Annotated in this window: 20 protein-coding genes; 12 read left to right on the forward strand and 8 right to left on the reverse strand. The window is 53.5% G+C overall.

The window, feature by feature from the left end:
- Positions 1 to 14 precede the first annotated feature (14 nt).
- The 9 genes from GW590_RS06090 (at position 15) to GW590_RS06130 (ending at position 10,444) form a co-directional block, all read left to right on the forward strand.
- Positions 15 to 1,559, forward strand: coding sequence for a glutathione ABC transporter substrate-binding protein (locus GW590_RS06090; protein ID WP_169402141.1), 1,545 nt, complete (start codon positions 15 to 17; stop codon positions 1,557 to 1,559).
- 95 nt (positions 1,560 to 1,654) lie between these two features.
- Positions 1,655 to 2,575: an ABC transporter permease gene (locus tag GW590_RS06095; RefSeq protein ID WP_169402142.1), complete on the forward strand. Its 921-nt coding sequence runs from the start codon at positions 1,655 to 1,657 to the stop codon at positions 2,573 to 2,575.
- Between the two features lie 8 nt (positions 2,576 to 2,583).
- Positions 2,584 to 3,495 (forward strand): ABC transporter permease subunit, encoded by a 912-nt coding sequence (locus tag GW590_RS06100; RefSeq protein ID WP_169402143.1) that lies wholly within the window; start codon positions 2,584 to 2,586, stop codon positions 3,493 to 3,495.
- 16 nt (positions 3,496 to 3,511) lie between these two features.
- Positions 3,512 to 4,567 carry a P1 family peptidase gene (locus GW590_RS06105; RefSeq protein ID WP_169402144.1) on the forward strand — a complete coding sequence of 352 codons (1,056 nt, stop codon included), beginning with the start codon at positions 3,512 to 3,514 and terminating at the stop codon, positions 4,565 to 4,567.
- Positions 4,568 to 4,594: 27 nt separating this feature from the next.
- A complete protein-coding gene (locus GW590_RS06110; protein ID WP_169402145.1) occupies positions 4,595 to 5,416 on the forward strand; it encodes a M55 family metallopeptidase in 822 nt (273 codons plus the stop codon).
- Positions 5,417 to 5,493: 77 nt separating this feature from the next.
- Complete coding sequence (locus tag GW590_RS06115; RefSeq protein WP_169402146.1) at positions 5,494 to 6,384, forward strand: LysR family transcriptional regulator; 891 nt, start codon at positions 5,494 to 5,496, stop codon at positions 6,382 to 6,384.
- A gap of 337 nt (positions 6,385 to 6,721) precedes the next feature.
- Complete coding sequence (locus tag GW590_RS06120; RefSeq protein WP_169402147.1) at positions 6,722 to 8,827, forward strand: T6SS effector phospholipase Tle3 domain-containing protein; 2,106 nt, start codon at positions 6,722 to 6,724, stop codon at positions 8,825 to 8,827.
- Positions 8,828 to 8,838: 11 nt separating this feature from the next.
- Positions 8,839 to 9,609 (forward strand): T6SS immunity protein Tli3 family protein, encoded by a 771-nt coding sequence (locus GW590_RS06125; protein WP_169402148.1) that lies wholly within the window; start codon positions 8,839 to 8,841, stop codon positions 9,607 to 9,609.
- A gap of 64 nt (positions 9,610 to 9,673) precedes the next feature.
- Positions 9,674 to 10,444: a T6SS immunity protein Tli3 family protein gene (locus GW590_RS06130; RefSeq protein WP_169402149.1), complete on the forward strand. Its 771-nt coding sequence runs from the start codon at positions 9,674 to 9,676 to the stop codon at positions 10,442 to 10,444.
- 203 nt (positions 10,445 to 10,647) lie between these two features.
- Here the strand turns inward: GW590_RS06130 and GW590_RS06135 are convergent, their stop codons facing one another.
- Genes GW590_RS06135 through GW590_RS06145 form a run of 3 tightly spaced genes read right to left on the reverse strand, consistent with a single transcriptional unit; the run spans position 10,648 to position 14,430 of the window.
- A complete protein-coding gene (locus tag GW590_RS06135) occupies positions 10,648 to 11,883 on the reverse strand; it encodes a c-type cytochrome (RefSeq protein ID WP_169402150.1) in 1,236 nt (411 codons plus the stop codon).
- Positions 11,880 to 13,643, reverse strand: coding sequence for a GMC family oxidoreductase (locus GW590_RS06140; RefSeq protein ID WP_169402151.1), 1,764 nt, complete (start codon positions 13,641 to 13,643; stop codon positions 11,880 to 11,882). The genes GW590_RS06135 and GW590_RS06140 overlap by 4 nt, the downstream gene beginning before the upstream one ends.
- A 16-nt stretch (positions 13,644 to 13,659) precedes the next feature.
- Positions 13,660 to 14,430: a gluconate 2-dehydrogenase subunit 3 family protein gene (locus tag GW590_RS06145; RefSeq protein WP_169402152.1), complete on the reverse strand. Its 771-nt coding sequence runs from the start codon at positions 14,428 to 14,430 to the stop codon at positions 13,660 to 13,662.
- A 443-nt stretch (positions 14,431 to 14,873) separates the two neighbouring features.
- Here GW590_RS06145 and GW590_RS06150 point away from each other — a divergent pair, with 443 nt between their 5' ends.
- Entirely contained in the window at positions 14,874 to 16,367 is a 1,494-nt protein-coding gene (locus GW590_RS06150; RefSeq protein WP_169402506.1) for a YchO/YchP family invasin, read from the forward strand.
- Here GW590_RS06150 and narL read toward each other — a convergent pair.
- Both narL and narX read right to left on the reverse strand, forming a co-directional pair.
- On the reverse strand, positions 16,364 to 17,011 hold the full coding sequence (gene narL, locus GW590_RS06155; protein ID WP_169402153.1) for a two-component system response regulator NarL: 648 nt from the start codon (positions 17,009 to 17,011) through the stop codon (positions 16,364 to 16,366). The genes GW590_RS06150 and narL overlap by 4 nt on opposite strands.
- Positions 17,008 to 18,807, reverse strand: coding sequence for a nitrate/nitrite two-component system sensor histidine kinase NarX (narX, locus tag GW590_RS06160; RefSeq protein WP_169402154.1), 1,800 nt, complete (start codon positions 18,805 to 18,807; stop codon positions 17,008 to 17,010). Before narX ends, narL begins: the two co-directional genes overlap by 4 nt.
- Before the next feature lie 268 nt (positions 18,808 to 19,075).
- Here narX and GW590_RS06165 point away from each other — a divergent pair, with 268 nt between their 5' ends.
- Both GW590_RS06165 and GW590_RS06170 read left to right on the forward strand, forming a co-directional pair.
- Positions 19,076 to 20,509 (forward strand): NarK family nitrate/nitrite MFS transporter, encoded by a 1,434-nt coding sequence (locus GW590_RS06165; protein WP_169402155.1) that lies wholly within the window; start codon positions 19,076 to 19,078, stop codon positions 20,507 to 20,509.
- A 117-nt stretch (positions 20,510 to 20,626) separates the two neighbouring features.
- Positions 20,627 to 21,715, forward strand: a complete 1,089-nt coding sequence (locus GW590_RS06170; protein ID WP_169402156.1) for an iron-containing alcohol dehydrogenase family protein — start codon at positions 20,627 to 20,629, stop codon at positions 21,713 to 21,715.
- Between the two features lie 103 nt (positions 21,716 to 21,818).
- On the opposite strand, the gene GW590_RS06175 is transcribed toward GW590_RS06170, so the two are convergent.
- The 3 genes from GW590_RS06175 to GW590_RS06185 all read right to left on the reverse strand — a co-directional run bounded on the left by GW590_RS06175 (position 21,819) and on the right by GW590_RS06185 (position 25,026).
- The gene (locus GW590_RS06175; RefSeq protein WP_169402157.1) at positions 21,819 to 22,637 is read right to left on the reverse strand and encodes a Cof-type HAD-IIB family hydrolase; all 819 of its coding nucleotides are present in this window, start codon (positions 22,635 to 22,637) and stop codon (positions 21,819 to 21,821) included.
- A gap of 95 nt (positions 22,638 to 22,732) precedes the next feature.
- Positions 22,733 to 23,893 (reverse strand): MFS transporter, encoded by a 1,161-nt coding sequence (locus GW590_RS06180; protein ID WP_169402158.1) that lies wholly within the window; start codon positions 23,891 to 23,893, stop codon positions 22,733 to 22,735.
- 134 nt (positions 23,894 to 24,027) lie between these two features.
- The gene (locus GW590_RS06185) at positions 24,028 to 25,026 is read right to left on the reverse strand and encodes an ROK family protein (protein ID WP_169402159.1); all 999 of its coding nucleotides are present in this window, start codon (positions 25,024 to 25,026) and stop codon (positions 24,028 to 24,030) included.
- Between the last annotated feature and the right edge of the window lie 20 nt (positions 25,027 to 25,046).

Raw genomic sequence — 25,046 nt, forward strand, 5'->3', positions numbered from 1 at the left:
CACAGGAGAAGTACATGCATTCGATGTTAAATCGCAAGACATTACTGGCCGCCAGCCTGGCTGTTTGCTTTACCACCTCGGCCTTTGCCAAAGATCTGAGCATCTCCATGTATGCGGATGTCACCGGGTTTGACCCCCATGACACTACCGATACCCTGAGCTACTCAGTGCAAACCGGTATTTTCCAGCGTCTGTTTGAATTTGATAACCAGATGAAGGTGATCCCGGTACTGGCCACCGATTACACCAGCAATGAGACGGCCACCGAATTTACCCTTAACCTGCGTCAGGGTGTGACTTTCCAGGACGGTACGCCGTTTAACGCCGAAGCGGTTAAAATCAACCTTGAACGCCTGGCCAATCCGGCCAATCACCTTAAGCGCAACTCGTTGTTTAGCATGATCCAGAGCGTTGAGGTGACCGCCCCTTACCAGGTGAAAATCACCCTCAACAAGCCGTTTGGTGCCATGATCAACACCCTGGCCCACCCGTCAGCGGTAATGCACAGCCCGGCTTCGCTAAAAGCTTATCCGAACGAAGCGGATCTTAGCGTGCATCCGGTCGGTACCGGCCCATTCAAGTTTGTAGAATGGCAGCAGGGTAAAGACGTCAAACTGGTTAAATACGATAACTACTGGCAGAAAGGCTGGCCGAAAGTCGATGCCATCACCTTCTACCCGACACCAGAAGATTCCACTCAGGTGGCCAAGCTGAAGTCCGGTGCGGTGCAGGCAGTCTATCCGCTGCCATCGGATCTGGTAGAAACCGTTAAAAGCGATCCGAAGCTGGATATCCAGCGTGACGCCGGTATCTACCTTTACTACATCGCCTTTAATACCCAGATAAAAGAGTTTAAAGATGTCCGCGTGCGTCAGGCCATTAACTACGCCATTGATCGTAACCTGTGGTTGAAAGTCGGTTTTGCCGGACTCGGCTCGCCGTCAACCTCGCCACTGCCGCAGAATGTGCAGTTCTATCAAAAGCAGGCAGAGCCGGATTACAGTTACAACATTGCCAAAGCCAAGGCATTGCTGAAAGAAGCGGGCTATCCCGATGGCTTTGAAGTGGAAATGTGGAGCTCCAATAAAACCGACCGTATCCGTACCGGCCAGTTTATCAAACAGCAATTGGGGCTGATTGGTATCCGCGTCAAACAGGTGCCGATGGATGCCGGTTCGCTGACCCAGCGTTTGTGGAGTACGCCAAAAGCAGAAGATGCCAAAGTGCAGATGTACTACGGTGCCTGGTCAACCTCCACCGGTGATGCCGACTGGGCGTTGCGTCCGCTGTTTGCCACCGAATCCTGGATCCCGAAAGCCTATAACGTCTCCTACTACAGCAATAAAGCCGTCGATGCCGATATTACCGCTGCGCTGCAAACGGCGGATATGACCAAACGTAAAGCGGCTTATGATGATGCGCAAAAACTGCTGTGGGCCGATGCGCCTGTCGCATTCCTCGGTTCACCAGACAATCTGGTGGGTAAAACCCGCGATCTGAGCGGCGTATTTATGCTGGCCGACGGTACGCTGCTGTTTAATCAGGCGCAGTTTAAATAATCGATGGATTGACCATGACGGGCAGATCTCTGCTGCCCGTCCGGCGTTGACACCTGCGGGTGGAGAGTGATTTTGTTATCGGGGAACGGGATTTTATGCTGACCTATTTTATCCGCAGAATACTGGAAATGATCCCGGTACTGCTGGTGGTGTCATTACTGATTTTTGGTTTTATCAAGCTGCTGCCGGGTGACCCTGCGCGTATTTACGCCGGTCAGGATGCCTCTTTGCAGGCGGTTGAGTCAGCGCGGCAATTGCTTGGTTTAAACGATCCCCTTCCGGCGCAATATTGGCACTGGCTGAGCGGCGTATTTCGTGGCGATCTGGGTACTACTTACCGCACGCGACAGCCGGTGCTGGCGGTGATAGAAGCCGGGTTTATGCCGACCCTCTATCTGGCGATGGCCGGTTTTGCCTGGTCAGTCGTGCTGGGATTGGTGATTGGCGTCTGGGCCGCGTTACGACGCGGTAAATGGCAGGACTGGACTTTGATGAGCGTGGCGATCGGCGGTATTTCCATGCCGCCGTTCTGGCTGGGGCTGCTGCTGATCCAGTTTGTCGCCATGCCGTTCGGCATCTTTTCGGTCAGCGGCTTTAACAAGCCGAGCGACATTATCCTGCCCGCCATCACCCTGGGCTCCTCGGTGGCGGCGGTGATGGCGCGTTTTACCCGTTCGGCATTTCTTGAGGTGGCGCAGGAAGACTATGTGCGAACCGCCAATGCCAAAGGGCTGCGGGCGCGGCTGGTGACCTGGAAGCATGTGATGCGCAATGCGCTGATCCCGGTGATCACCATGCTCGGTCTGCAGTTTGGTTTTTTGCTCGGTGGTTCAATTATTGTTGAAGTGGTGTTTAGTTGGCCGGGGCTGGGATGGTTGCTGATCCAGTCGATACAAACCCAGGACCAGCCGGTGATCCAGGCGCTGGTAATGCTGTTTGTCTTCGAGTTTATTGTCATCAATACCCTGGTTGACTTGCTGTACGCGGTGGTTAACCCGGCGATCCGACTGAGTTAGGAGCAATAATGCGCGATCCTGTCACCCCATTACCCGAAATTGGTCATAGCGAAGTGACCGCCAGCACAGAGGATATCCGCTCACCATGGCGGGATTTCTTGCAGTCATTTTTTCGCCATCCGGTAGCCATTGTCTCCACGCTGTTTATTTTGTTGTTGATCCTGGTGGCAGTTTTGGCACCGTGGATCGCCCCTTACGATCCCCAGGTGCCTGACTGGATGGCGCTGGGGGCCGGCCCTTCTGCCGAACACTGGTTTGGCACCGACGATCTTGGCCGTGACGTGCTGAGTCGTATTATCTTTGGTGCGCGCATCTCGCTGTATGTCGGGCTGCTGTCGGTTACCCTGGGAATGGTGCTTGGCGTGTTGCTTGGGCTGCTGGCCGGTTACTACGGTAAATGGCTGGATATGCTGATTATGCGTGGCTCCGACGTGCTGTTTGCTTTTCCCGGGGTGATGCTGGCCATTGCCGTGGTAGCAATCCTCGGACCGGGGTTAAATAACGTCATTATTGCCGTGGCGGTATTTAGTGTGCCGGTATTTGCCCGTATCGTGCGTGCCTCAACGTTATCGATCAAGCAGAGTGCCTATATAGAAGCGGTGCGCTGTGTCGGTGCCCCTGACCGCGTAGTGCTGCTACGCCATATTTTGCCTGGTACTTTATCCAATGTGATTGTCTATTTTACCATGCGTATTGGCACCAGCATTCTTACCGCCGCCAGCCTGAGTTTTATCGGTCTCGGCCCGGAGCCGGATGTCCCCGAATGGGGCAATATTTTAGCCATGAGTCGTAATATGATGATGGCCGGAAAATGGAACGTCAGCGTGTTTCCTGGTCTGGCTATCTTTCTGACCGTGCTGGCCTTTAATCTGCTGGGGGACGCACTGCGCGATACCCTCGATCCCAAATTGCAAAAATAAGCTATGCCGAGTGACCATGCATTCTGATGATTTTAGCGCCCAGGGCATCTCTGCCCTGTTAAGCCGCTGGCAACAGCAGCGACAGATCTTTACCCCGCGTTTTCCTACCGGTGTCAGCAACAGCCTGGCGGATATTGCCGGTATTCGCGTCGGTCACAGTACGCTGGCCAGTGGTGCCATACAAACCGGCGTTACCGCCATTGTGCCGCCGGGCGAGGATCTCTATCACCATCCCTTGCCCTGCGGTGCGGCCGTGTTAAACGGTTTTGCCAAGCCTATCGGGCTGATACAGCTGATGGAGTTGGGGGAGCTGCAATCGCCGATCCTGCTGAGCAATACCTTTGCCGTCGGCACTCTGTTTAACGCCATGGTGCGACAGAGCTGTATCGATTTTCCGCAGATTGGCCGGGGCGGCGCTACCATCAATCCGCTGGTGCTGGAGTGCAACGATGCCTATCTCAATGATATTCAGGCGATGGCAGTCAGCGAGCAACATGCGCTGACTGCGCTGGCAACGGCGGCCCCTACCTTTGCCCGCGGCAGCGTCGGCGCCGGGCGTGGCATGAGCTGTTTTGGTCTCAAAGGCGGGATCGGCAGCGCGTCGCGGCGGCATGCAGAGCTGGATCTGCAGCTTGGTGTGCTGGTATTGGCCAATTTTGGTGTATTAACGCAACTGACCCTGGACGGGGTACGTATTGGTGCCGAGATCGCCGACGTACTGCCGGAACTGGCACCGCAGGTGGATGCCGGTTCGATCATTATTATTATGGCCTGCGATGGTTATCTCGATAGCCGCCAACTGACGCGCATTGCCCGCCGTGCCGGGGCCGGGCTGGGGCGGTTGGGCAGTTATTGGGGGCACGGTTCGGGGGATATCGCCGTGGCGTTTTCCACCTGCCATCAAGGGACGCTGCTCGCCGATGAGCAACTGGAACCCTTGCTGGCGATGGCCGCCGATGCCACAGAGCAGGCGGTGGTTGATGCCATGCTGGCGGCGGAAACCGTGGTCGGTTTTCAGCAGCATTACCGCCTCGGTCTGGCTGGCGTACTGGATAAACTGGCCAGCCGTTAATTTTTTAATCAATTTAAGAGATATACCATGAAAGTGTTTATTTCTGCCGATATTGAAGGCATTGCCGGTGTGATGCGTCCCGAGCAGTGCACTCCGGGCAATAGCGAGTACGAAACTGCCCGCGCGCTGATGGAACAAGAGGTCAATGCTGCCATTGCCGGGGCGTTTGATGGCGGGGCAACGGAAGTGGTGGTGGCCGACAGCCATGCCATGATGCAAAACCTGCGCACGGCAAATATCGATCCCCGTGCGCGTCTGGTACAGGGTAAACCACGCGGATTATCTATGGTGGAAGGGCTGCAACAGCAGGCCTACGACGGCATGATGTTTATTGGCTTTCACAGCGCTGCCGGAGAGCGTGGCGTGCTGGCCCATACCATCAATGGCCGGGCATTTTATCGTATCAAGCTAAATGGCAGTGTGATGGGCGAAACCGATCTCTATGCCGCCGCCGGTGCCGAACGCAATGTGCCGTTATGGTTGGTCAGCGGCGACGATCAACTGGCGCAGTGGGTGGCGCAATATTATCCCGAGGTCGATTATATCTGCGTCAAGCGGGCGATTTCGGCCAATGCCGCGGAATCCCTTAGTCCACCTATGGCGCAGGAAAAAATTCGCCTGCAGGCTGCCGCTACGGTCAAAGCCGCGCCGTTGCAGGTAGAACGCCGTTTTAGCGGCCCTTATCAGCTTGAGCTGATGGTTGCCAAACCGGTACTGGCGGATCTGTTCTGCCTGATCCCCGAGGTAGAGCGTATCGACGCCATTACTGTCGGTTATCGCAGTGCTACGGTGGCGGCAATTATCAGCCTGTTGAGCGCGTTCTCTTATCTTGCGTCGACACAAAAGTAACACAAGCTACCGCGCCAGCTTTTTGTTACCTTCGCAGTCTGAGTGCAGCAAGCAGAGAACAGCGGGGGAAGGGAAGTATGCGTTTGCGCCATATTGAAGTCTTTCAGGCGGTTTTGCAGGCGGGCAGCGTTAGCGGCGCAGCGCGTTTGCTTAACGTCTCACAGCCCAACGTCAGCCGGGTGCTGAGCCATGCCGAACAACAGTTAGGCTTTAACCTGTTTGACCGCACCCCGCAGGGGCTGGTGATCACCCCCGAAGGTCGGCGGCTGATGCCCGAGGTAGAGGCACTGTTCAGCCATATTCAGGCCATCGGCTTTTTGGCCGAGCAGTTGCGCCAGGGGGAAGGTCAGCACGTCAGGATCGGTTCTGCCCATGCACTGGGACACAGCGTGATGGCCCCGGTGCTGGTGGATTTTCATCGCCAAACCCCCGCCGGTACCGTGGAATTGGTGACCGGACATTTTAATACGCTGAGTCAGGATCTGTTGCAGTATAAAATGGATTTTGCCCTCGCCTTTGCCGAGCAGGTTTCTGCCGAACTGATTGCCGAACCACTGTACAGCGCCAATATGGTGGCACTGCTGCCGCTGGACTGCCCGATACAGGCACCGGTTTCCCTCTCCTGGTTGTGTGATAACAATCTCTTGATGTTGCAACAGCAAGATCCGCTGGGACAGGTGCTTAATCGCGTCTTGCGCGAGCAGGGGTTAACCCCGCGCGCCTCGCTGCATATCAAAACCTACTCGGTAATTGCCGATATGGTGCTGGCCGGTGGCGGCGTGGGCGTGGTCGATACCTTTACCGCCAGGCGCTACCTACATCAGTTAAAAATTGTGCCGGTGGTTGAGCGGTTACCTTTTGAGGTGATTTTGCTTAGCCGCCGTGGACAGCCACAATCACAGGTTGCCTTGACGCTACAACAGTTGATCCGGCATAAAATGTGGGCGTTAAGTGAGCTGGACGGCTGATCTCTCTTTATCATTCACGCCATAAATCCAATAGTGAAATCAATAAAGTATTCCACTAAACCATTTGATTATATTGGAATATTTTTTCTTCTTGATCGTTTTATCCGCAATTTTCCTGTGCTAGGTTATGTCTGTCCCATGAAGGGAAATGACTACCTAAAGACAATATTATCGAACAACTGGCCGCCGTACATATTGCGCTTAAATCATCGCAGTTGATTTATCAGCAGGCGCAGGCCGGGGTGACGTATTGGTTCCCTATGGATGGTGGCCCTTCATCGCTGGAAATAAATGAACTGGAAAATGCCACTATTGAGTTGATCAAAGGAGTGATCTGATGAGTGATAACAATACAAATTCTATTCGTAATCCAAAATATCTGTCGGTCAAGGATATTGGTCGCCCCATGACCTCCGGGGCCTGTCTGATAAAAAACTGCGCGGTGAAACCGCCGCTGCCCTGCATGGTGATCCTGGTCCACGGCGTCAACGATGTCGGTGAGGCCTATCAGGATCAGGACCAGGCTCTGTGTCGCGGCCTCAACACCCGGCTGGGGCGCAACGATCTCGCACCGCATAGCTGGAGAACGCAGGAATTTATGATTGAGGATCCGCAGGGCGGTTTTAGCAAAAAAACCTGCAGCGTGCAGGAGCAGACCTGCATTAACCGGGTGAATCGTTCGCCGGTGATCCCCTTTTACTGGGGCTATAAACCGGTAGACCATGCCACCTGGCAGCAGGATCAGCGACGCTATCGCGATGAATTGCTTAAAAATATGCCGGATGTGGATTTGCCCTATGATACCTATCGCGAGTTTGATCAGCGAAAGATCCGCACCCATAACGGCGAAAATATCGATAATTTAAGAAACTGGTTAGACACCATGGCGGCAAAAAACGGCGGCACCTTTGCCAATGCCACCACCAATATTCCCGATATGTTTGGTCCCGGTACCCGGGGGCTGATCCTGGCGGCGATAGCCAAATTGAAGTCGCGCAGCGAACTCTGGAACCACGGCGACTGGAGCCATCCGATTTACCAGAATCCGCACCGTATTTATCAGGCCTATGCCGCCCGTCGGCTGGCAGATTTGATTCTGGATATTCGTCAGAATCCGGATACTCAGCACGACACCATTAATATTGTGGCGCATAGTCAGGGCACCATTCTGACTATGCTGGCCAATATGTGGGTCCACGCGGAAGGGTTTGCGCCGGCCGACTGTGTGATCCTCAATCATTCGCCGTATTCCCTGGAAAATCGCTGGTTGGAAAATACCATGCCGGGGAATCAGCAAAGCAGCCAGGGCCGCCAAAAGACCTTCGCCAATTTCTGCAAATTAATGGCAAAAAATCCACGCTGTCAGCCCGCTGCCGCTTCCCATGACAGCGACTATATTAAATATTTGACGGGAATAGGTTGCCTGTCGCGCAAGGCCAGTTGGGACCAGCCCGCCTATAATCGTAATAACTTTGGCATGGTTTATAACTATTTTTGTCCCAACGATCAGGTCGTTTCCATTGCCCCCGTGCAGGGCTTTGGCTGGCGCGGTATCCCTGATAAACTGCGTGCCCCCCTGGGGGATAATCTGCGCCAGCGGGTGTTTTGTCGCGGCGTTACCGTCGGGGATAAAACCGGATTTCATTTTGAAATGCCCAGTTGCCAAGAGGATGACTCTAAAGATACCAAGTACCGCTACCGGGATGTCACCATCAATGCCCCGCTGTTGCCAGAACCCTTTGTCTTTAGCCTGCAAGGGGAAGGCAAGGGCTATAAGGCTGCACTCAGTGGTAATGATCCGCGCATTGCCAAGGCGGCAATGAAGGCCGAAAAATTGGTGGGCGAATTTATTGGTGTTCCTCACCACCCGGAGTTTTATCATCTACTGCCCAACCAAAACCTGAGTGAATCGCAGTTGCAGGTGCTTGCGGAAGAACACCCCTGGGAGATAGTAAAAGGAACGGTTATCGGTTATCGCGATTCGCCAAAAGAGTTACTGATATATCGCCGAATGACCGAGCCGGAACTGGATATGGCGATTAAAAACGATATTTCCTATAGTCAGCACTCCTCAATTGTCAAAAGTAGTGAGGCCATTGAAAAATCCATGGTTTACGATTTGGCGATTGGCAAATGTAACTCTTTTGAATTTGAAGACTTCTGGGACTACTTATTATTACAGGCCGACTGGCGACGAGAGGAAAATCCGCTGCCGGAAGTCAGAAAATATTATAAAGAAGGGATTTTGGATTTTGATAAAATAAAACAATTTATGAATAAGCCCGAGCGAGAAAACGGTATGCCCGTCGGAGAATATGGAGTGGTCAATGATTACGGGGCACGCCAGGTACAGGTGATTAGATCACAGCGTGATGATAGTGGTGCGGAAGAATATAGAGACGTGTTGCAATGGGAAAACCCGAAGCCGATTAATAATCCTTAATAAGGAAAATAATGAAAGCATTAACTATATTATTGCTGATTATTAGTATAGGTTTACTGACCTCCTGCCAGGCCTCACCTAAAAAACCGCCTACGCAGGTAGTTTATCGTTTTGATGACCATCGTTATCTGGAGTTAAAAGGATTCTACTGTGAGGGGGAGTTATGGTATGTCGATAACAAAATGAATATTCGTTCACAGGTACATAGTCAGTTTTATCGGGTATTTACCAAAAAATATATTCATCCCTCTGAGCGTTATATTGCTATTACCTCCTATGGTGCTGGAGGTTTTTCGATCTCAAAAGACTATGGCCGCACCTGGGAGGGGGCGAGCTTTGCGCCGGGCGGCGGGGCAGATAGGTTTGGTAAACGCATTCCGCGTCGTAAGGATCGAGACGGTTATTGGATCCCCGCGGGTGAATACACCCATCCAATACGTGAAGATATTATTTCATTTACCGTGGTTAACGATCAGGGGTTTATGCTAACCAAATGGGGTGATATTTATATGAGCTCGAAACCTTTTGATGACCCTCGGTTAGAGCCGGGGGGCAGCGGAATAGACTATATCTCAAGCGGAGAAAAACATCATTTGTTTCCGAGAGATGTAGGTAGCCGTTGGGGAAAAGATTATCTCTCCTGGGTGTCAATTCAGGGAGACAAACCGTGGAAGGTTTTCGCCTTTTACGAAAATTTCCAGGGTATCCCCAATAAAATCCCCAAAGTGAAAAACTATCGCGGCTGGGATCGTATGCGCTGCGATCCGAGTTTAGGGCTATAAGCTTATCCGTTAAGCTGCATGACAGATGTTGTTGAATAAAAGGGATCTTGATTAAAGGAATAATATGAGATTATTAACCAAATCATGGCTAATTATTGGTGCCGGGTTACTGACCTCCTGCCAGGCCCCACCTAAAAAACCACCTACGCAGGTAGTTTATCGTTTTGATGACCATCGTTATCTGGAGTTGACCGGCTTTGGTTGTGAGGGGGCATTATGGTATACCGATACTAAAATGGGGATACACACCGAAATAACCAGTCAGTTTTATCGGATATTTACCAAAAAATATATTCATCCTTCTGAGCGCTATATGGCAATTACGGAATTTGAAGGTTCCGGATTTTTAATCTCAAAAGACTATGGCCGCACCTGGGATAGGGCGCGCTTTGCCCCGGGTGGTGGCGCAGACCCTTATGGCAAACGCATTCCACGGCGCAAAAAGCAAAACGGTCTTGTTATCGTGGCGGGTGAAGATACCAATCCGATACGTGAAGATATTATTTCATTTACCGTGGTTAACGATCAGGGGTTTATGCTGACCAAATGGGGTGATATTTATATGAGCTCGAAACCTTTTGATGATCCTCGATTAGAGCCGGGGGGCAGCGGAATAGACTATATCTCAAGCGGAGAAAAACATCATTTGTTTCCGAGAGATGTAGGTAGCCGTTGGGGAAAAGATTATCTCTCCTGGGTTTCAATTCAGGGAGACAAACCGTGGAAGGTTTTCGCCTTTTACGAAAATTTCCAGGGTATCCCCAATAAAATCCCCGAAGTGAAAAACTATCGCGGCTGGGATCGTATGCGCTGCGATCCGAGTTTAGGGCTATAAGCTTATCCGTTAAGCGGCATGACAGATGTTGTTGAATAAAAGGGATCTTGATTAAAGGAATAATATGAAATTATTAACCAAATCATGGCTGATTATTACCACCGGTTTGCTTGCCTGCTATGGCTGGATATCTTATTTCTGAATACGAGTTTTTTATCAAAACCCAGGACACATAACTGCGTCCTGGGCTTTCATGTTACCTGTTACTTTTTCAGTTCGGTGCGCAGCGCTTTTACATCGCTGTCTGCTACCGCCGCCGCCGAGTTGCCCCAGCTGTTGCGGATATAGGTTAGTACGTTGGCGACATCGGCGTCACTGAGGTTGGCATCAAAGGATGGCATACCCGGTGCCGTTGGTGCCGCCTGAGTATCCACCGGACGACTGCCAGCGAGTACCACATGGATCAGCGAGGTGGCGCTATCACTGTTGATCAGCGGCGAATCCGCCAGTCGTGGGAACAAGCCGGGTTGACCGCCACCGTTTGGTGTATGGCAGGCAGAACAGCGATCGGCGTAAATCGCCTTACCGGCTTTCATACGGTTGTCGCTGGCGCTGATGGCGGCCGGGGCCTTGTTGCCACTGTCGAGGCCGCTGTCTTTGAGATAGACCGCGACGGCATGCAGATCTTCATCGGTCCAGTGCTGTGAGGAGTTTTGTACCTCCTCGGCCATCGGACCGGAAGCTATATCAAAGCGATTGGCCCCGGTTTTCAGATAGGTGGTGATATCTTCCGCCGTCCAGCTACCCAAGCCGGTATGGCTATTGCTGGTAATATCCGGTGCCATCCAGTTTTCCACTACCGAACCTTGCAGAAAATTGTCGTCTTTGTCGCCGCCAAGCATATTTTTTGGCGTATGGCAGGTGCCGCAGTGGCCGAGACCGGCAACAATATAGGCGCCGCGATTCCATTCGGCGGATTTTTTCATATCCGGTCTGAATTCACCCTGCTTAAAGTTGATCCAGTTCCAGGCCAGTAAGCTGGTGCGGATATTAAACGGGAAGGGCAGTTGGTTGGATTGCACCGGATGATTAACCGGTTGCACACTCTGCAGATAGGCCCAAATCGCCTGATTATCCGCTTTGCTGACTTTGGTATAGGCGGTAAAAGGCATGGCACCATATAACCGTACTCCGTCGTGACCGACGCCTTGCGACATTGCCCGCTGAAAATCATCAAAGGTCCATTTGCCAATACCGGTGACCACATCCGGAGTGATATTGGCCCCTACCAGCCGACCAAAGGGCGTTTCAATAGCCACGCCGCCGGCAAGCGGCTGACTGCCCGGCTGCGAGGAGGTATGGCAGGCGGCACAGTCGCCCACAACCGCCAGATAGCGTCCACGTTCGATCTGCGAATAATCGCCGTTGCCGCCAGCCTGGGCCATCGCGCTGACACCCAATGCCAGCAACCCGAGTGAAAAAGATGCCAATGTCTTCATACCATCATCTCCCCGGGGTTTTTCAGATAGCGATCGCGGATCGCTTCCGCAGCTTTAAAGGCCAGCGCCCCTACGGTGCCCGTCGGGTTGTAGCCCGGATTTTGCGGGAATGCCGAAGCGCCCACCACAAACAGGTTTGGCACATTCCACACCTGCAGATATTTATTCACCGAACTGGTCGCAGGATCGGCACCCATCACAAAACCGCCGCAAACGTGAGAGGACTGGTAAGGAGTACCGTTCCAGTGGCCTTTGGTGGGGTTTTGCACATACTGGCGCGGATTCATCGCCTTGGCGATTTCTCCCACTTTATTGGTACAGTACTGTGCCATCTTGAGATCATTCTGTGGGAAGTCGAAGGTGACGCGCAGCAACGGACGGCCCAATGGATCCTTATAGGTCGGATCGAGAGACAGATAGTTGGTGCGGATAGTGTAACTGCTGGCTTCACATCCAATGGACATGGAGCTGAGATAGTTTTTCACCGTCGCCTGTTTCCACTCTTTGCCCCATTTTGGTGTTCCCGGCGGCACCGGACGATAGCCAATTGGTGCCGCTCCGATTGGCGTGACGCGAATACTGCCGCCGCCAAAAAAGCCCAGCCCGCTGTGGTCAAAGTTATCGTTATTAAACTCATCGATGCCCATTCCGATGGCCCCGGCCCCAATAAAGGGATTAAAGTTTTTATCATCAAAAAACAGCTGCACGCCGTTGGCGGTCTGGTAGGCGTAGTTGCGGCCGGTCGTGCCGCTATTGGTCACCGGATCGTAAGGCTTGCCAATGCCGGAAAGCAGCATCAGGCGCACGTTTTCAAAGGTATAGGCACTGACCACCACCAGCTCGGCAGGTTGTTCCCACTCGTCGCCGGAGGAGTCGATATAGATCACCCCGGTGGCTTTTTTGCCGCTGGCATCCATCACCACTTTCATAACTTCACAACTGGTGCGTGCTTCAAAATTATCTTTGCGGATCAATGCCGGTAACACGGTGGTGATGGCGCTGGCTTTTGAATAGTTGGCACAGCCGTAGTTGGTGCAAAAACCGCAAAAGGTACAGGGACCCATTTTGACGCCGAGGGGATTGGTATAGGCCTCGGAAAGCAGCGAAGAGGGCACCGGAAAGGGTTTGTAGCCCATATTGCGCGCCGCTTCGGCGAACAAGGTCGGGCCATAGGGTTGGTCCATCGGTCGGGTGGGGTATTCAATAGAGCGCATGCCTTCAAACGGGTTACCACCTTCGCGATGCTCGCCGTTAACGTTGGAGGCTTTGCCCGATACGCCGGCCAGACGCTCAAAGGCGGCATAGTGCGGTTCCATTTCCGACCAGTCGGTGCCCCAGTCTTGCAGCACCAATTCGGCGGGCATCTCTTTGGCCCCGTACTTTTCCAGCAGATAGCTGCGCAGGCGGAATTCTTGCGGTTGAAAGCGGAAGGTGATCCCCGCCCAGTGGTTACCCGCGCCGCCGGTACCGTTGCCAGGGTGGAATGAGCCCCACTCACGCATCGGCAGCGCGGTTTGCGACGGGTTATTGCGGATGGTGATGGTATTTTGCCGGTTGCGCAGCATCAGTTCTTCCCGGCTGTTATAGCGCAGTTCATCCGTGATGGTGGCAACATTAAAATCACGCGCCGTATCGCGCCACGGGCCGCGTTCAATCGCCACCACGTCCAGCCCGGCTTCGGTCAGTTCATGGGCAATAATTGATCCGGCCCAGCCGAGACCAATCACGACCACATCGGTTTTAGGGAGTTTCTTTGCCATAATAATTTTTCCGCCGTTAGCTTTTCGCGATCTTCCAGGCATCTCCACCGGAGATACTTAAAGGTTCCAAATCCAGTTTCTGATTATGCTTACCGATATATTCGCGGTAGTCATAGCGCGCACCGGGGAAACCAAGCATTTTCCAGGAGACCATATTGCGGTTGCCGCCGTAGATGGGATCGGCAAAGAAACCTTCCATGGTGTTTTTCAGCACGATGGCGAAAAACAGTTTTCCGTCGATTTGGTGTTTGAACCTTGGCTGGTCGAGCGCGATTTTGCCGTTTTCCAGGCCGCTGAGCACCTCGTCCTGCTGTTCGCCGGCGAGATCTTTAAAGGATTTCTTGTAGGTGGATTGACTGTACTCTTCCAGCGCCGCCAGACCGAGACGATAACGCTGCTGTGGAACCAACGGTGACTGATCGCCCTGTTCCGGGGTTCCCGGCTGGAAGGGGCCTTGCATATATAAACGTTCGAAAGTGCCATAAAAACCGGCCAGTTGACGGTCGATAAATACTGCACAGCCCGCCTCTTTACCCCCGATGCTCAGGTTATCGGCGGGTACCAGCCGGTCAACAATGGCTTCCACGGTGGCGGCTTCCGCATCGTTAAAAAATACCCAGCCATCACTGTCAATCTGTGGTGGCGGACTGTTATCGAAAGGGCTCCAGACCGGGGTGCCTTTCAGACTGACGGCGTTGGCGGCTTTTGCCGCACCGAGCACCGCCGAGGCGGCTGAAAATGAGAGAATTTGCCGACGCGTCACGCCTGGCAAGGTTTTTTTGCTCATCAATGTTCCCCTGTTATGTACTGCTTGCTGGGTTCTGGATTGTCACCAGGCCGCAACCCCATTGGGTGGCGTCATCCTGCAATATGACTTAACAAGGATAGAATGCTTTTTAATGTAAATGGAATGTATATTTTTGTTATGTAGATGTATTGGAGGCGTTTTCGCGCCTTTTTCAAGTGTCTATTGCCAGCTTATCTCTCTGCCGAAATATGGAATAATTAGCTGTAAAACCATTTTAAATTAGTGGGTTATTGATTATTTCCCTTAGGGCTGACGAGGGTGACCGCAAGGCCGGAGGCTGCCATTCCTCACCAGCAAAAACCACACAAATTGCAACAGATTTGTCAGGCAAATGACGCAGCAACAGGCCAATTAAGGCGGCGAGACTTGAATTTTTGGCTCCGTCCGTTAAGATCGCTGCTTACTGGTTGAATGTGAAAATTATGACGGATGTCTCGGTAAAATTTTTTAAAATAAGAATGGTAAAAAGAAGTTCACTGGCACTCGCAGTGGGCTGCGGCTTAAGCTGCACATTTTTCACCAACAGTGCCAGCGCGTTGGTTGTCCCCGAAGTCGATTACGCCGCCCCGGCTTCCGCCAGTAACTCCCCCTTCAACCTCGGGTCCGCGCAACCTGCCGCCAACGCTTTACCCGATCTGGGCAGTTCGCTAACGCGCGGGCAGCCGACTCCGACCGACGCATTTGCTACTCAGGTGGCGAAGGCGCTCAAGCAGTTTGGAGAAAACAGCAGCAGCAGTAGCGACGATCCCTTAAGAGTGCAGGCCGAAACCCTGGCGTTGCAGCAGGCGGCGCGACTGGTCACGCAGACCACCACCAGCCTGCTTTCACCGCTGGGCAGCACCACCATGAATATCAATGTCAGCGGCGGCAATTTTAGTGGCAGTTCTGCCGCCTTGCTGAGTCCGCTTTATAGCTCAAAAAGCTGGCTGACTTACAGCCAGTTTGGCATTGAACATAGCGATGCGGCGGATATCGGTAATTTTGGCCTCGGGCAACGTTGGTCGCACGGCAATTGGCTGCTGGGATACAACGCCTTTGTGGATAATGACTTTAATCGCGATCTGCGTCGCGCCAGTTTCGGTGCCGAGGCCTGGACCGATTATCTGCATTTTTCTGCCAACTATTATCAGCCGTTATCGGGGTTCAGGCCGCAATCGCCGGGCGCTGCCATGATGCAACGTCAAGCTGCCGGTTATGATATCCGTACCCGGGCCTATTTGCCTTTCTATCGACAGTTGGGGGCCACGCTAAGCTATGAACAGTATCGCGGTGACCGTGTCGATCTGTTTGGTGATGGCAACTATCAGAGTAATCCCTCGGCGCTCTCCCTGGGTGTCAACTATACGCCGGTGCCGCTTTTTACCCTCAGTGCCGAACGTCAGCAGGGGCAGAGCGGTGATAATCAGGATCTGTTACAGCTGTCACTGACCTATAAACTGGGCGTTCCCCTGAGCCAACAGCTCTCACCCGACTATGTGGCCGATGCGCATTCCCTGCGCGGCAGCCGCCTGGATGCCGTCGATCGTAATAATATTCCGGTACTGGCGTTCCGGCAGCGTAAAACCCTGTTGGTATTTCTGGCCACGCCGCCGTGGCGGCTGCAACCCGGGGAGAGTCTGCCGCTCAAGTTGGATATCCGCGCGCTAAATAAAATTCAGGCATTAAGCTGGCAGGGGGATACTCAGGCACTGAGCCTGACGGCGGCCAAAAATAACAGCGACCCTAACGGCTGGTCGGTGATTGTACCGCCGTGGGACAGTACCCCCGGGGCCAGCAACAGTTATCGTTTGTCGGTGACCGCCGTCGACAGCAAACAGCAGCATGTGACCTCGAACTGGATCACCCTGAATGTTACGCCGCCGTTAAGTGCCGTGCTTGCCCCTCAGGGCTACGATTTTAGCCACCCGCAGGGTTAAAGGTGGTTACTTTGCAGCACCCATACCGCGGCTTCAACGCGGGATTTTAAGCGCATTTTTTTCAGCAAATGTTTGACGTGTACTTTGACGGTACTTTCAGTGATATTCAGGCGGCGGGCAATCATCTTGTTCGGCAGTCCTTCCGCAATCAGTTTGATAATATCGCGCTCGCGAGGAGTCAATGACTGAATATCGCGGTCATTGCCGGGACGGTTTTCGCGCAGGCTGGCTGCCAGTATCGGCGTCAGGGCTTCACTCAGTACCATTTTGCCCGCCGCTGCCTGGCGCAGAGAAACCAGCAGATCTTCCGGCTCCATATCTTTGAGCAGGTAGCCATCGGCACCGCGCTTCAGGGCGGTCACCACGTCATCTTCATTATTGGAAACGCTAAACACGATAATGCGCCCCGACAACGCCGTCTGGCGCATTTTGTCCAGCGTATCGAGACCATTCATCCCCGGCATATTCAAATCCAGTAAAATCAGATCCGGGTCGAGCTGGGTTGCCATCTCGACGCCCTGTTCGCCGTTGCTGGCTTCGCCGATAACCTGCAGGCTGGCATCCAGCGCAATCAGCTGTTTAACGCCGTTGCGTAGCATCGGATGGTCGTCAATCAAAAGAATGGTCGAGGGCGTATCACTCATACTTGCTCCTGAGAAGTAAAGGGGAGGGGTTTGGGGTGAAAATGGACCTTGACCCGGGTACCACCACTGGCTCTGGCCAGGATCTGGCATTCCCCCTGTAAGCTGTTGGCACGGTCTTGCATAATGATCAACCCATAGTGATGTTGACGGCTGGTTTCTGCCGGCAGGCCGCAGCCATTATCTACGATCTCCATCTGTATCTGGTCATTTTCGCAATACAGACTGAGCGCCACTTCGCTGGCAGCGGCATGCTTATAAATATTGTTTAGCGCCTCGCGGGCAATATGCAGCAAATGCACGCCCTGGCTGGCCGAGACCGCACGCGGCGGCAGCTGATAATCAAAACTAATGGCGAATCCCAGGCGCTGAGAAAACTCATCGACGGTATGTTGCAGTGCCGAGTGCAGTCCTGGTGTAGTGAGTTTGAGGCGAAAGGTGGTCAGTAGTTCACGCAACTGGCGATAGGCGGTATTGAGCTCCTCGCGCATTTGCCGGATCAATTCACGGCTTTCTTCACTTTGCGGCGGGGCCTGCATTTGCAGGCAGGCCACCTGGATCTTTAAGCAGGAGAGCGACTGAGCCAGCGAGTCATGCAATTCACGGGCAATAGTGGCGCGCTCTTCCATCAGCATCAATTGCTGCTGATTGTCGGTCTGACGATCGAGGGTCAGTGCGCTGGTCAGCTGTTCCAGCAGGGTACTGATCAACTGCTGATGATCGGCACTCAGGTTCTCTCCCTGCGGCAGTTGCGCCAGCAACAAGCCACAATTTTCACTGCCATCATGCAGACTCCAGCTAAGGGATTCGCTGGTATCACTGGCGGCAAGGGGGGCGGCATCTCCCAGCAACAGTCGCTCTTTCAGCGGTTTTTGACTGTCAATGGCCTGAAAAAATTCGGCACTGTTATTTTCATACAGGCGCATTTGGATCGCCCGCAGCGGCGTCAGGCTCTGCAACTCATTCAGCACCGGTTGCAGTTTTTGTGCCAGCGACTGGTTGGTATGCAACCGCTGACTAACGCGATACAGAAAGTCCAATACCTGATTTTTTTGCCGCAGGCTGGCGGTTTTCTCTTCGACGCGCTGTGCCAGATTGTCGATCATCTCTGCCAGTGCCGTCGACATGCTGTTTAACGATTCCCCCAACACATCCATCTCATTGCTGGCCTGTGGATTTTTGCTGACCGCACGCGGGTAACGCTGGCTAAAATCACCGTGAGTAATGGCTTTGGCCTGCGCCAATAATCGACGCCAGGGGCGATGTAAGCGCAAACGCAAAAAGTAGATCGTCAAACCCAATACCAGCAGGGTCAATGCGCTGAAAGCAGCCTGTACGCTGGCGATCAGTGCCAGATGATATTCGGTTTTATGATCGAGGGCGGCGACCAGGTCATCCAGTTGACGGACAAACTCCACCACTGCCGTTTTCGCCTGTTGTGGCTGCTGTGCCTGTTGCAATTGCGGTTTTAGCGAGTGCTGCCAAAACGCCTGCATCTCGGCATATTGCGCTTGCAAGCCTTCCTGGTTGATGGCCTTGGACAACTCAGCGCTGTTCTGGTCAGCTTCAATTTGCCGCAGCAGAGTATCTTGCTGGGCAGTCAACGGCAGGGATGCCAGTAAACGGTAGCTCTGCATGCGCAGTGAACCGGCTTTGTTGATGGCATGGGCGTTGCCCTGAATACTTTGCGCCATCCAGGAAGCAATGCTCATGCCCACAATGCCGAGTGATCCTAAAAGGAGCATCAGCAGGGTGATTTGTTTTACCAGTGAAAGTCGGTTAAGGGCAGAATTAATCATAGTCTCCGTCCGCAGTTGGCTGCTAGGCGCATTTTTTATCATCTTGGGGTGGAACCCTATACCTACAAAGTAGTAACCCTTAATAGTCACAGTCGCGGCGAAGGAAATCATCGCGGGAAAATTTTCATATTAATATTCTGAATACTCTGCTTTTTATTTCATCCCGGCAACTACTCCCTAGGGAGAGTGTGGCTTTAGGGGGGGTAAAATTACCCACAATGACGTTGATGCATATCAAGATGTACGCAGTGTCCTCTCCATAAGGTGCATGTCAATTATACTTTTACTTTATGAGTTTGAGGTCAACGTGACGGAAAATACATCAGTTCGCCAGGCGAAAAACCCGAAGGTATTACAAGACTGGAGACCAGAAGATCCGGCATTCTGGAATACCCAGGGGCAAAAAATAGCACGTCGAAATTTATGGATCTCGGTGCCTTGTTTATTATTGGGTTTTTGCGTGTGGATGTTATTTAGCACCGTCGCGGTAAACCTCAATAAAATGGGTTTTAATTTCACCACCGAACAGCTGTTTATGATGACCGCTATCCCTTCGGTGTCCGGCGCCATTTTGCGGGTGCCGTACTCGTTTATGATCCCGCTGTTTGGCGGTCGCCGCTGGACGGCAATCAGTACCCTTTTTCTGTTGTTGCCCTGTCTGTGGCTGGGCTTTGCAGTGCAGGATACCGCAACCTCCTACCATACCTTTCTGATCATCGCCCTGCTGTGTGGTTTTGGTGGCGCCAACTTTGCCTCCAGTATGGCCAATATCAGCTTCTTTTTCCCCCGAGCACAACAGGGTGGTGCACTGGGGATTAACGGTGGACTGGGAAATCTTGGTGTCAGCGTGATGCAGCTGGTTGCGCCGCTGGTGGTCTCGGTGGCCATTTTCGGGCTGTTTGTGCCGGGAGCGGCAGGCCGGACTTTCTGGCTGGAAAATGCAGCCTGGATCTGGGTGCCATTTCTGCTGGTCACCGCGCTGGCTGCCTGGTTTGGCATGAATGATATTGCCTCGTCCAAAGCGTCAATCCGCCAACAACTGCCGGTGCTAAAGCGCGGGCATCTATGGGTGATGAGTGTGCTTTATCTGGCGGCTTTCGGTTCGTTTATCGGTTTTTCCGCCGGATTTGCCATGCTGACCAAAACCCAGTTTCCACAGGTGGAGTTTATGCATTACGCCTTCTTCGGGCCGTTTATCGGCGCGCTGGCGCGATCTTTTGGCGGGATACTCTCTGATAAACTCGGCGGCGTCAGAGTGACCCTGGTCAACTATATGCTGATGGCAGTATTTGCCGCCTTGCTGTTCCTGACATTGCCGGTGAACGGGCAGGGCGGCAATTTTATCGCCTTTTTCACCCTGTTTATGCTGCTGTTTTTGACGGCAGGGCTGGGCAGCGGTTCAACCTATCAAATGATTGCGTTGATCTTTCGCCAGTTAACCGCTGAAAAGGCGCTGGCACAAGGGGCTACGGTGGAAAGCGCGCAGCGTGAGGCGGTAACCGATACCGCCGCCGCGCTCGGTTTTATTTCCTCGATTGGCGCGATTGGCGGTTTCTTTATTCCCCGGGCGTTTGGCATGTCGCTGGCGTTAACCGGTTCGCCGGAAGGGGCGATGAAAGTCTTCCTGCTGTTTTATATTGTGTGTGCGCTGATCACCTGGTGGTGTTACGGACGCAAAGGCAGCCTGCAGATGAAACCGTAAAAATAGCCATCCACGCCGGGGGACCAGAGTTCCCCGGTGCTCGCCTTGGCCTTTTCGCAGCAAACTTCTGTTTCCTCTTCCATACTGATGGCAAGGTTCTTCCTCTCAAGGATCAGTATGTTTACTCAGCGATTGGTTTTTCCTGCCAGCGTATTGCGCGGTCGTGGCGCGATCAAACATCTCGGTGCCATGTGCGGGCGTCTGGGACAGCGGGCGCTATTGGTGGGCGGTGCACGGGCGATTGCCAGCGTGGAGCCGCAGGTGGCTGACCAGCTCGATCAACAAATGGTCAGCTATCTGGGTGCCGATACGCTCAGCGGTGAGTGTTGCCAGCAGCAGATCGCGCAGTTGGCCGAACGTTTGACGCGGCAGGGAGTCGAGGTGGTGATTGCCACCGGTGGCGGGCGAGCGCTGGATACGGCCAAAATCGCCGCAGTCATGTGCAATATTCCGGTAGTGACCTTACCGAGCGTGGCGGCCACCTGTGCCGCGGTGACGCCGCTGGCGTTTCGCTATCATGCCAACGGCCAGTTTCGCGATATGCTGCCACTGGCCAACGGTCCGGCAGCGGCGGTGATCGATGCCGATCTGCTGGTTAATGCCCCGTTGTCCTGGCTGGCCGCCGGGGTCGGCGATACATTGGCCAAATGGTATGAATATCGCGCCATCGCCGATCTGGACAATCTGTCGGGACTTTCCGGCGTGGCGCGCACCAACAGCGAACTCTGTTATACATTGATTAAACATTTTGCCGCCGACGCCTGTCTGGCGGTACAACAGCGCCAGGCAAACCGCGCGCTGGAGCAGGTATTAGATGCCATTTTCCTCTATGCCGGGCTGACCTCGATTATGAGCAACGGCGCACATACCGCCGCCGCCCATGCGCTGTATGAGGGATTTACCGCCTGTGATAAAACTCGCCATATCGCCCACGGTTTGCTGGTGGGATTTGGCAACCTTTGTTTATTGGCACTGGAACAGCGCAGCGATGACGAACTGCTGGCGGCGATAGCGTTGGCGCGCGCCAGCGCCATCCCGACACATATTGATGAGTTTGCCCCAACACTGAACGAAGCCGAACTGCAGCAGATTATCGAGCACAGCCTTAACGCAGCAGATATGGCCAATATGCCGTTTGACGTCAACTATCAGCAGATGCGCGAAGCGATAGCTCGCGTCCAGCAGCTCAGCGGGCCGAAAAGCTGAATAAGTATTTCCCCTGCGGCCAGTTACCGCCTTTTGTCAAGCCTTGCCCTTGGGCACTTTTTTCGTCGCGGATATCGGTAATCAGCAGCGAGGTCAGGTACGGTTAAGGTTTCTCGAACGGCGCACGTCCGGCCAGGCAATCGTCAATAACCTGTAATACGCCTTCCTGATGATGCAGGCCCGCGCGGTAACGGGCGCTTGCCAGTACCTTCGGTTGGGCATTTTGCATGGCAAAACCGAACCCGGCCTGTTGCAGCATTTCGAGATCATTGCCGCCATCGCCGAACGCCAGCACCTGATGGTCCTCAATACCGTATAACTGCTGAATTTTCTTTAAGCCGTTGGCTTTGTGGTTACCCGGGATCACCAGATCCACCGAGCCATGGCCGCTGGATACCGGCTTTACAATCCCGCCCAGATGATCTTCCACCTGTGTCATTAACCCTGCCAGTTTTTCATGGGGTACTTCTATCGCAAATTTGAAAATAGGCTCGCTAATATCGGCATAACTTGTCACGCGCGCCAGACGGAAATAGTAACGTTTCATCTTGTTAAAGAAGCTGTCACCCAATTTTTCGAGCATATACGCACCATTTTTGCCGCATAGCGTAATTTCGATATCATTAATGCCGCTGATAAACGCCAGCACCTGAGCTGTCTGCGCGGCGGGCATGTGGGCACAATAAATTTCCTGCTGTTTATCCACCACATAAGCGCCGTTTTCTGCCACATAGGCGATGTCCGGGTCAATCGCATCAAAAAAGGTTTTTAACTGGTAGTACTGATTGCCACTGGCGACCACGAACTTAATGCCGCGACGCTGTAATTCGGCGTACTGGCTGGCAAAGCGCGCACGATTATAGTCGCCCTGGGTGTCAAGAAAGGTGCCATCCATATCCACGGCAATAAGTTTTACGGTCATCGGAACTCCTTAAAAGGGACAGTGTGAAAGTTGTAAGCGTGAAAAAAAACCGGCACCAAAGCGCCGGCTGGCAATATGCCACTCAGTTTTAATGGTTAATATTTCAGCTTGAAAGCACCTAACGTGATGATCAGAAACAGGATGGCAACCGTAGAAAAAGCGACTGCCAGACTGGAAAGATGGGCGATATACCCGATGATCGCCGGCCCGCCGAGCACCCCGAGATAGCCGAGCGTTGCCACTATCGCGACCGACATATTGACGGGCATGACCTTCTCCTGGCCGGCGAGGGTGATCAGTACCGGAACGATATTGGCCGCCCCCGCGCCAACCAGGGCAAAGCCGAGCAATGAGAGGTGCCAGCCAGGGAGTATCACCACCAGCAGATACCCCATGATGCCGAAAATACTGCCAACTATCAGCACGCGCTGGCGGCCGAGCACGCTGACTACCGCATCTCCGGTAAGGCGCATCAATGACATGGTGACGGCAAACAGCGCGAAGCCCCATCCGGCGTGTTCCACTGCCAGACCGCGATCCTGCGTGAGAAAAACACCGCCCCAGTCCAGCACCGCGCCTTCGGCCATAAAGCAGATCATTGCCATTGCGGCCATCAGCATCAGACGAAAGTTAGGGCGTGCTTGAGTAGCAGGTTTGGCCTGGTCAGCATTATGATTGCCAAATGGCAGCAGTTGCTTGCAAGATAAACCGGTAATGATCAGCATCAGGGCGATGGCCGAAAAAGTGCTGGCCAGCGGTGATAATCCGCTGCCGAGCAGCAGCGAACCGCCGCCCGCCCCGGCGATGCCGCCTACGCTGTAAAGCGAATGAAAACCGGACATCAACGGTCTGGCTGACACTTGTTCGATAAGCGATCCCTGTACGTTCATCGCCACGTCGGCCAGCCCTATCCCCATGCCAAACAGAAACAGCGATACAGCCAGCCAGTGAATATCACTGACCGTTGCCAGCGCCGGAAACAGCAAACAGAACAGCGACACGGCAAACAGGATAATCGCCCGGCAACCGAAATGGCCGATCAGACGGCCGGAGCCGAGCATCGCCAGCAGTGAGCCGCTGCCCAGACAAAGCAGCAACAGCCCCAGATCGCCCGCCGCTGCCGCAGTGCGCAGTTGTGCGTAAGGGACCAGCGCCGCCCAAAGCCCCATTGCCAGGCCGGTGACGAAGAAAATCGCCCGAGTGGCAACACGCTTGCCTTTGGAGTCGCTCAAATCAGTGGTCATGCTCAGTAACATAAACAGAATTCCCGTCGCCACATAGTGATCCCGGTGGTAGTGAAATCACTTATTAAAAGACTTATCATAAGTGGTGACTATACAGAGTGGACGGAAATGAAGTCAAGTATCAGCAGGCAGAAAAAAAACGGCGATCAGCGTTCAAAGGCGAGATGGAAGTTATAGCTTTCAAGCGTCAGTTCAGCGATGCCCTGCAAATAATCCTGCTCAATGGAGGGGCGGTAAATAAGGGTAGGCAGGTGCTGCGCGGGGAGATGATTTTGACAGTAGCGGCGGATAGCGACCAAGTCTTGCGCCTGAATCTGTGGCCCGGACAATGCCACCATCACCGGGTTAATCACCGCCACCAGCGTGACGACAATTTTACCCAGCCGCTCGGCGATCTGTTCGTCAGCCGCAGGCGTCAGGGGGATATGTGATACCTCACCGGCAAAATGGCTGGCCCCCTGTAATACGCGACCATTGATCACCATACCGCAACCGGTGCACTCGCCTTCCGGTTGTAACAAGTAGGCTACCGGAGCGGTCTCTTGCGGGCAGTTGCTGCGGTAAAAACCATAGGCAGTGTAGTTCATGTCATTACCTACCTGAACAAACACGCCAAATTTTTCCTGCAGCATTGGCACCAGCGGCAGATCATTAAACAGTGAAATATCACAGGAAGCGACCACGCCATTGACGATAACTCCGGGCAGACCAATACCCATCGCCTGCAGATTAGGATATCGGGTCAGGATATCGCTGATATAGCTGAAAAAGTGTTCCAGCGAGAGCGACGGGTGGACGGTATCGAGCTGTTGCAGTACGTCACCGGTGGCGGAAGAGATCAGGGCAGACATTCGACAAGCGCTGTTGTTACCTTCAACATACAGGCTGAGCACCGAGAAGAAATCCGGGTTACAGGCATAACGCTGGGCCGGCCGGCCACCGCTCGAGGCATCCAGCGCCAGGGACAGCACCTCGCCGGTCAGGCAGAGATTATTCAACACGGTGCCGCAGGTGGCGACACTCAGTCCGGTTTGCGCCGCGAGATCCGCCTTGGTAGCAGAATTGAGCGCCTTCAATGCATTGACCACCAGCAGCACATTGCTCTTTTTCATTTCTCGGGTGGTGCGGGTAACCGGGGTATTCATAGCGCCTCATCAACAGCCAT

This window comes from Rouxiella aceris, from assembly GCF_012933545.1.
Taxonomy (GTDB): domain Bacteria; phylum Pseudomonadota; class Gammaproteobacteria; order Enterobacterales; family Enterobacteriaceae; genus Rouxiella; species Rouxiella aceris.

Bases quoted from the DNA above. Each gene is read 5' to 3' on its own strand.
- GW590_RS06090 (WP_169402141.1), top strand. From the start codon at position 15: ATGCATTCGATGTTAAATCGCAAGACATTACTGGCCGCCAGCCTGGCT.
- GW590_RS06095 (WP_169402142.1), top strand. From the start codon at position 1,655: ATGCTGACCTATTTTATCCGCAGAATACTGGAAATGATCCCGGTACTG.
- GW590_RS06100 (WP_169402143.1), top strand. From the start codon at position 2,584: ATGCGCGATCCTGTCACCCCATTACCCGAAATTGGTCATAGCGAAGTG.
- GW590_RS06105 (WP_169402144.1), top strand. From the start codon at position 3,512: ATGCATTCTGATGATTTTAGCGCCCAGGGCATCTCTGCCCTGTTAAGC.
- GW590_RS06110 (WP_169402145.1), top strand. From the start codon at position 4,595: ATGAAAGTGTTTATTTCTGCCGATATTGAAGGCATTGCCGGTGTGATG.
- GW590_RS06115 (WP_169402146.1), top strand. From the start codon at position 5,494: ATGCGTTTGCGCCATATTGAAGTCTTTCAGGCGGTTTTGCAGGCGGGC.
- GW590_RS06120 (WP_169402147.1), top strand. From the start codon at position 6,722: ATGAGTGATAACAATACAAATTCTATTCGTAATCCAAAATATCTGTCG.
- GW590_RS06125 (WP_169402148.1), top strand. From the start codon at position 8,839: ATGAAAGCATTAACTATATTATTGCTGATTATTAGTATAGGTTTACTG.
- GW590_RS06130 (WP_169402149.1), top strand. From the start codon at position 9,674: ATGAGATTATTAACCAAATCATGGCTAATTATTGGTGCCGGGTTACTG.
- GW590_RS06135 (WP_169402150.1), bottom strand. From the start codon at position 11,883: ATGAAGACATTGGCATCTTTTTCACTCGGGTTGCTGGCATTGGGTGTC.
- GW590_RS06140 (WP_169402151.1), bottom strand. From the start codon at position 13,643: ATGGCAAAGAAACTCCCTAAAACCGATGTGGTCGTGATTGGTCTCGGC.
- GW590_RS06145 (WP_169402152.1), bottom strand. From the start codon at position 14,430: ATGAGCAAAAAAACCTTGCCAGGCGTGACGCGTCGGCAAATTCTCTCA.
- GW590_RS06150 (WP_169402506.1), top strand. From the start codon at position 14,874: ATGACGGATGTCTCGGTAAAATTTTTTAAAATAAGAATGGTAAAAAGA.
- narL (WP_169402153.1), bottom strand. From the start codon at position 17,011: ATGAGTGATACGCCCTCGACCATTCTTTTGATTGACGACCATCCGATG.
- narX (WP_169402154.1), bottom strand. From the start codon at position 18,807: ATGATTAATTCTGCCCTTAACCGACTTTCACTGGTAAAACAAATCACC.
- GW590_RS06165 (WP_169402155.1), top strand. From the start codon at position 19,076: ATGTCAATTATACTTTTACTTTATGAGTTTGAGGTCAACGTGACGGAA.
- GW590_RS06170 (WP_169402156.1), top strand. From the start codon at position 20,627: ATGTTTACTCAGCGATTGGTTTTTCCTGCCAGCGTATTGCGCGGTCGT.
- GW590_RS06175 (WP_169402157.1), bottom strand. From the start codon at position 22,637: ATGACCGTAAAACTTATTGCCGTGGATATGGATGGCACCTTTCTTGAC.
- GW590_RS06180 (WP_169402158.1), bottom strand. From the start codon at position 23,893: ATGTTACTGAGCATGACCACTGATTTGAGCGACTCCAAAGGCAAGCGT.
- GW590_RS06185 (WP_169402159.1), bottom strand. From the start codon at position 25,026: ATGAATACCCCGGTTACCCGCACCACCCGAGAAATGAAAAAGAGCAAT.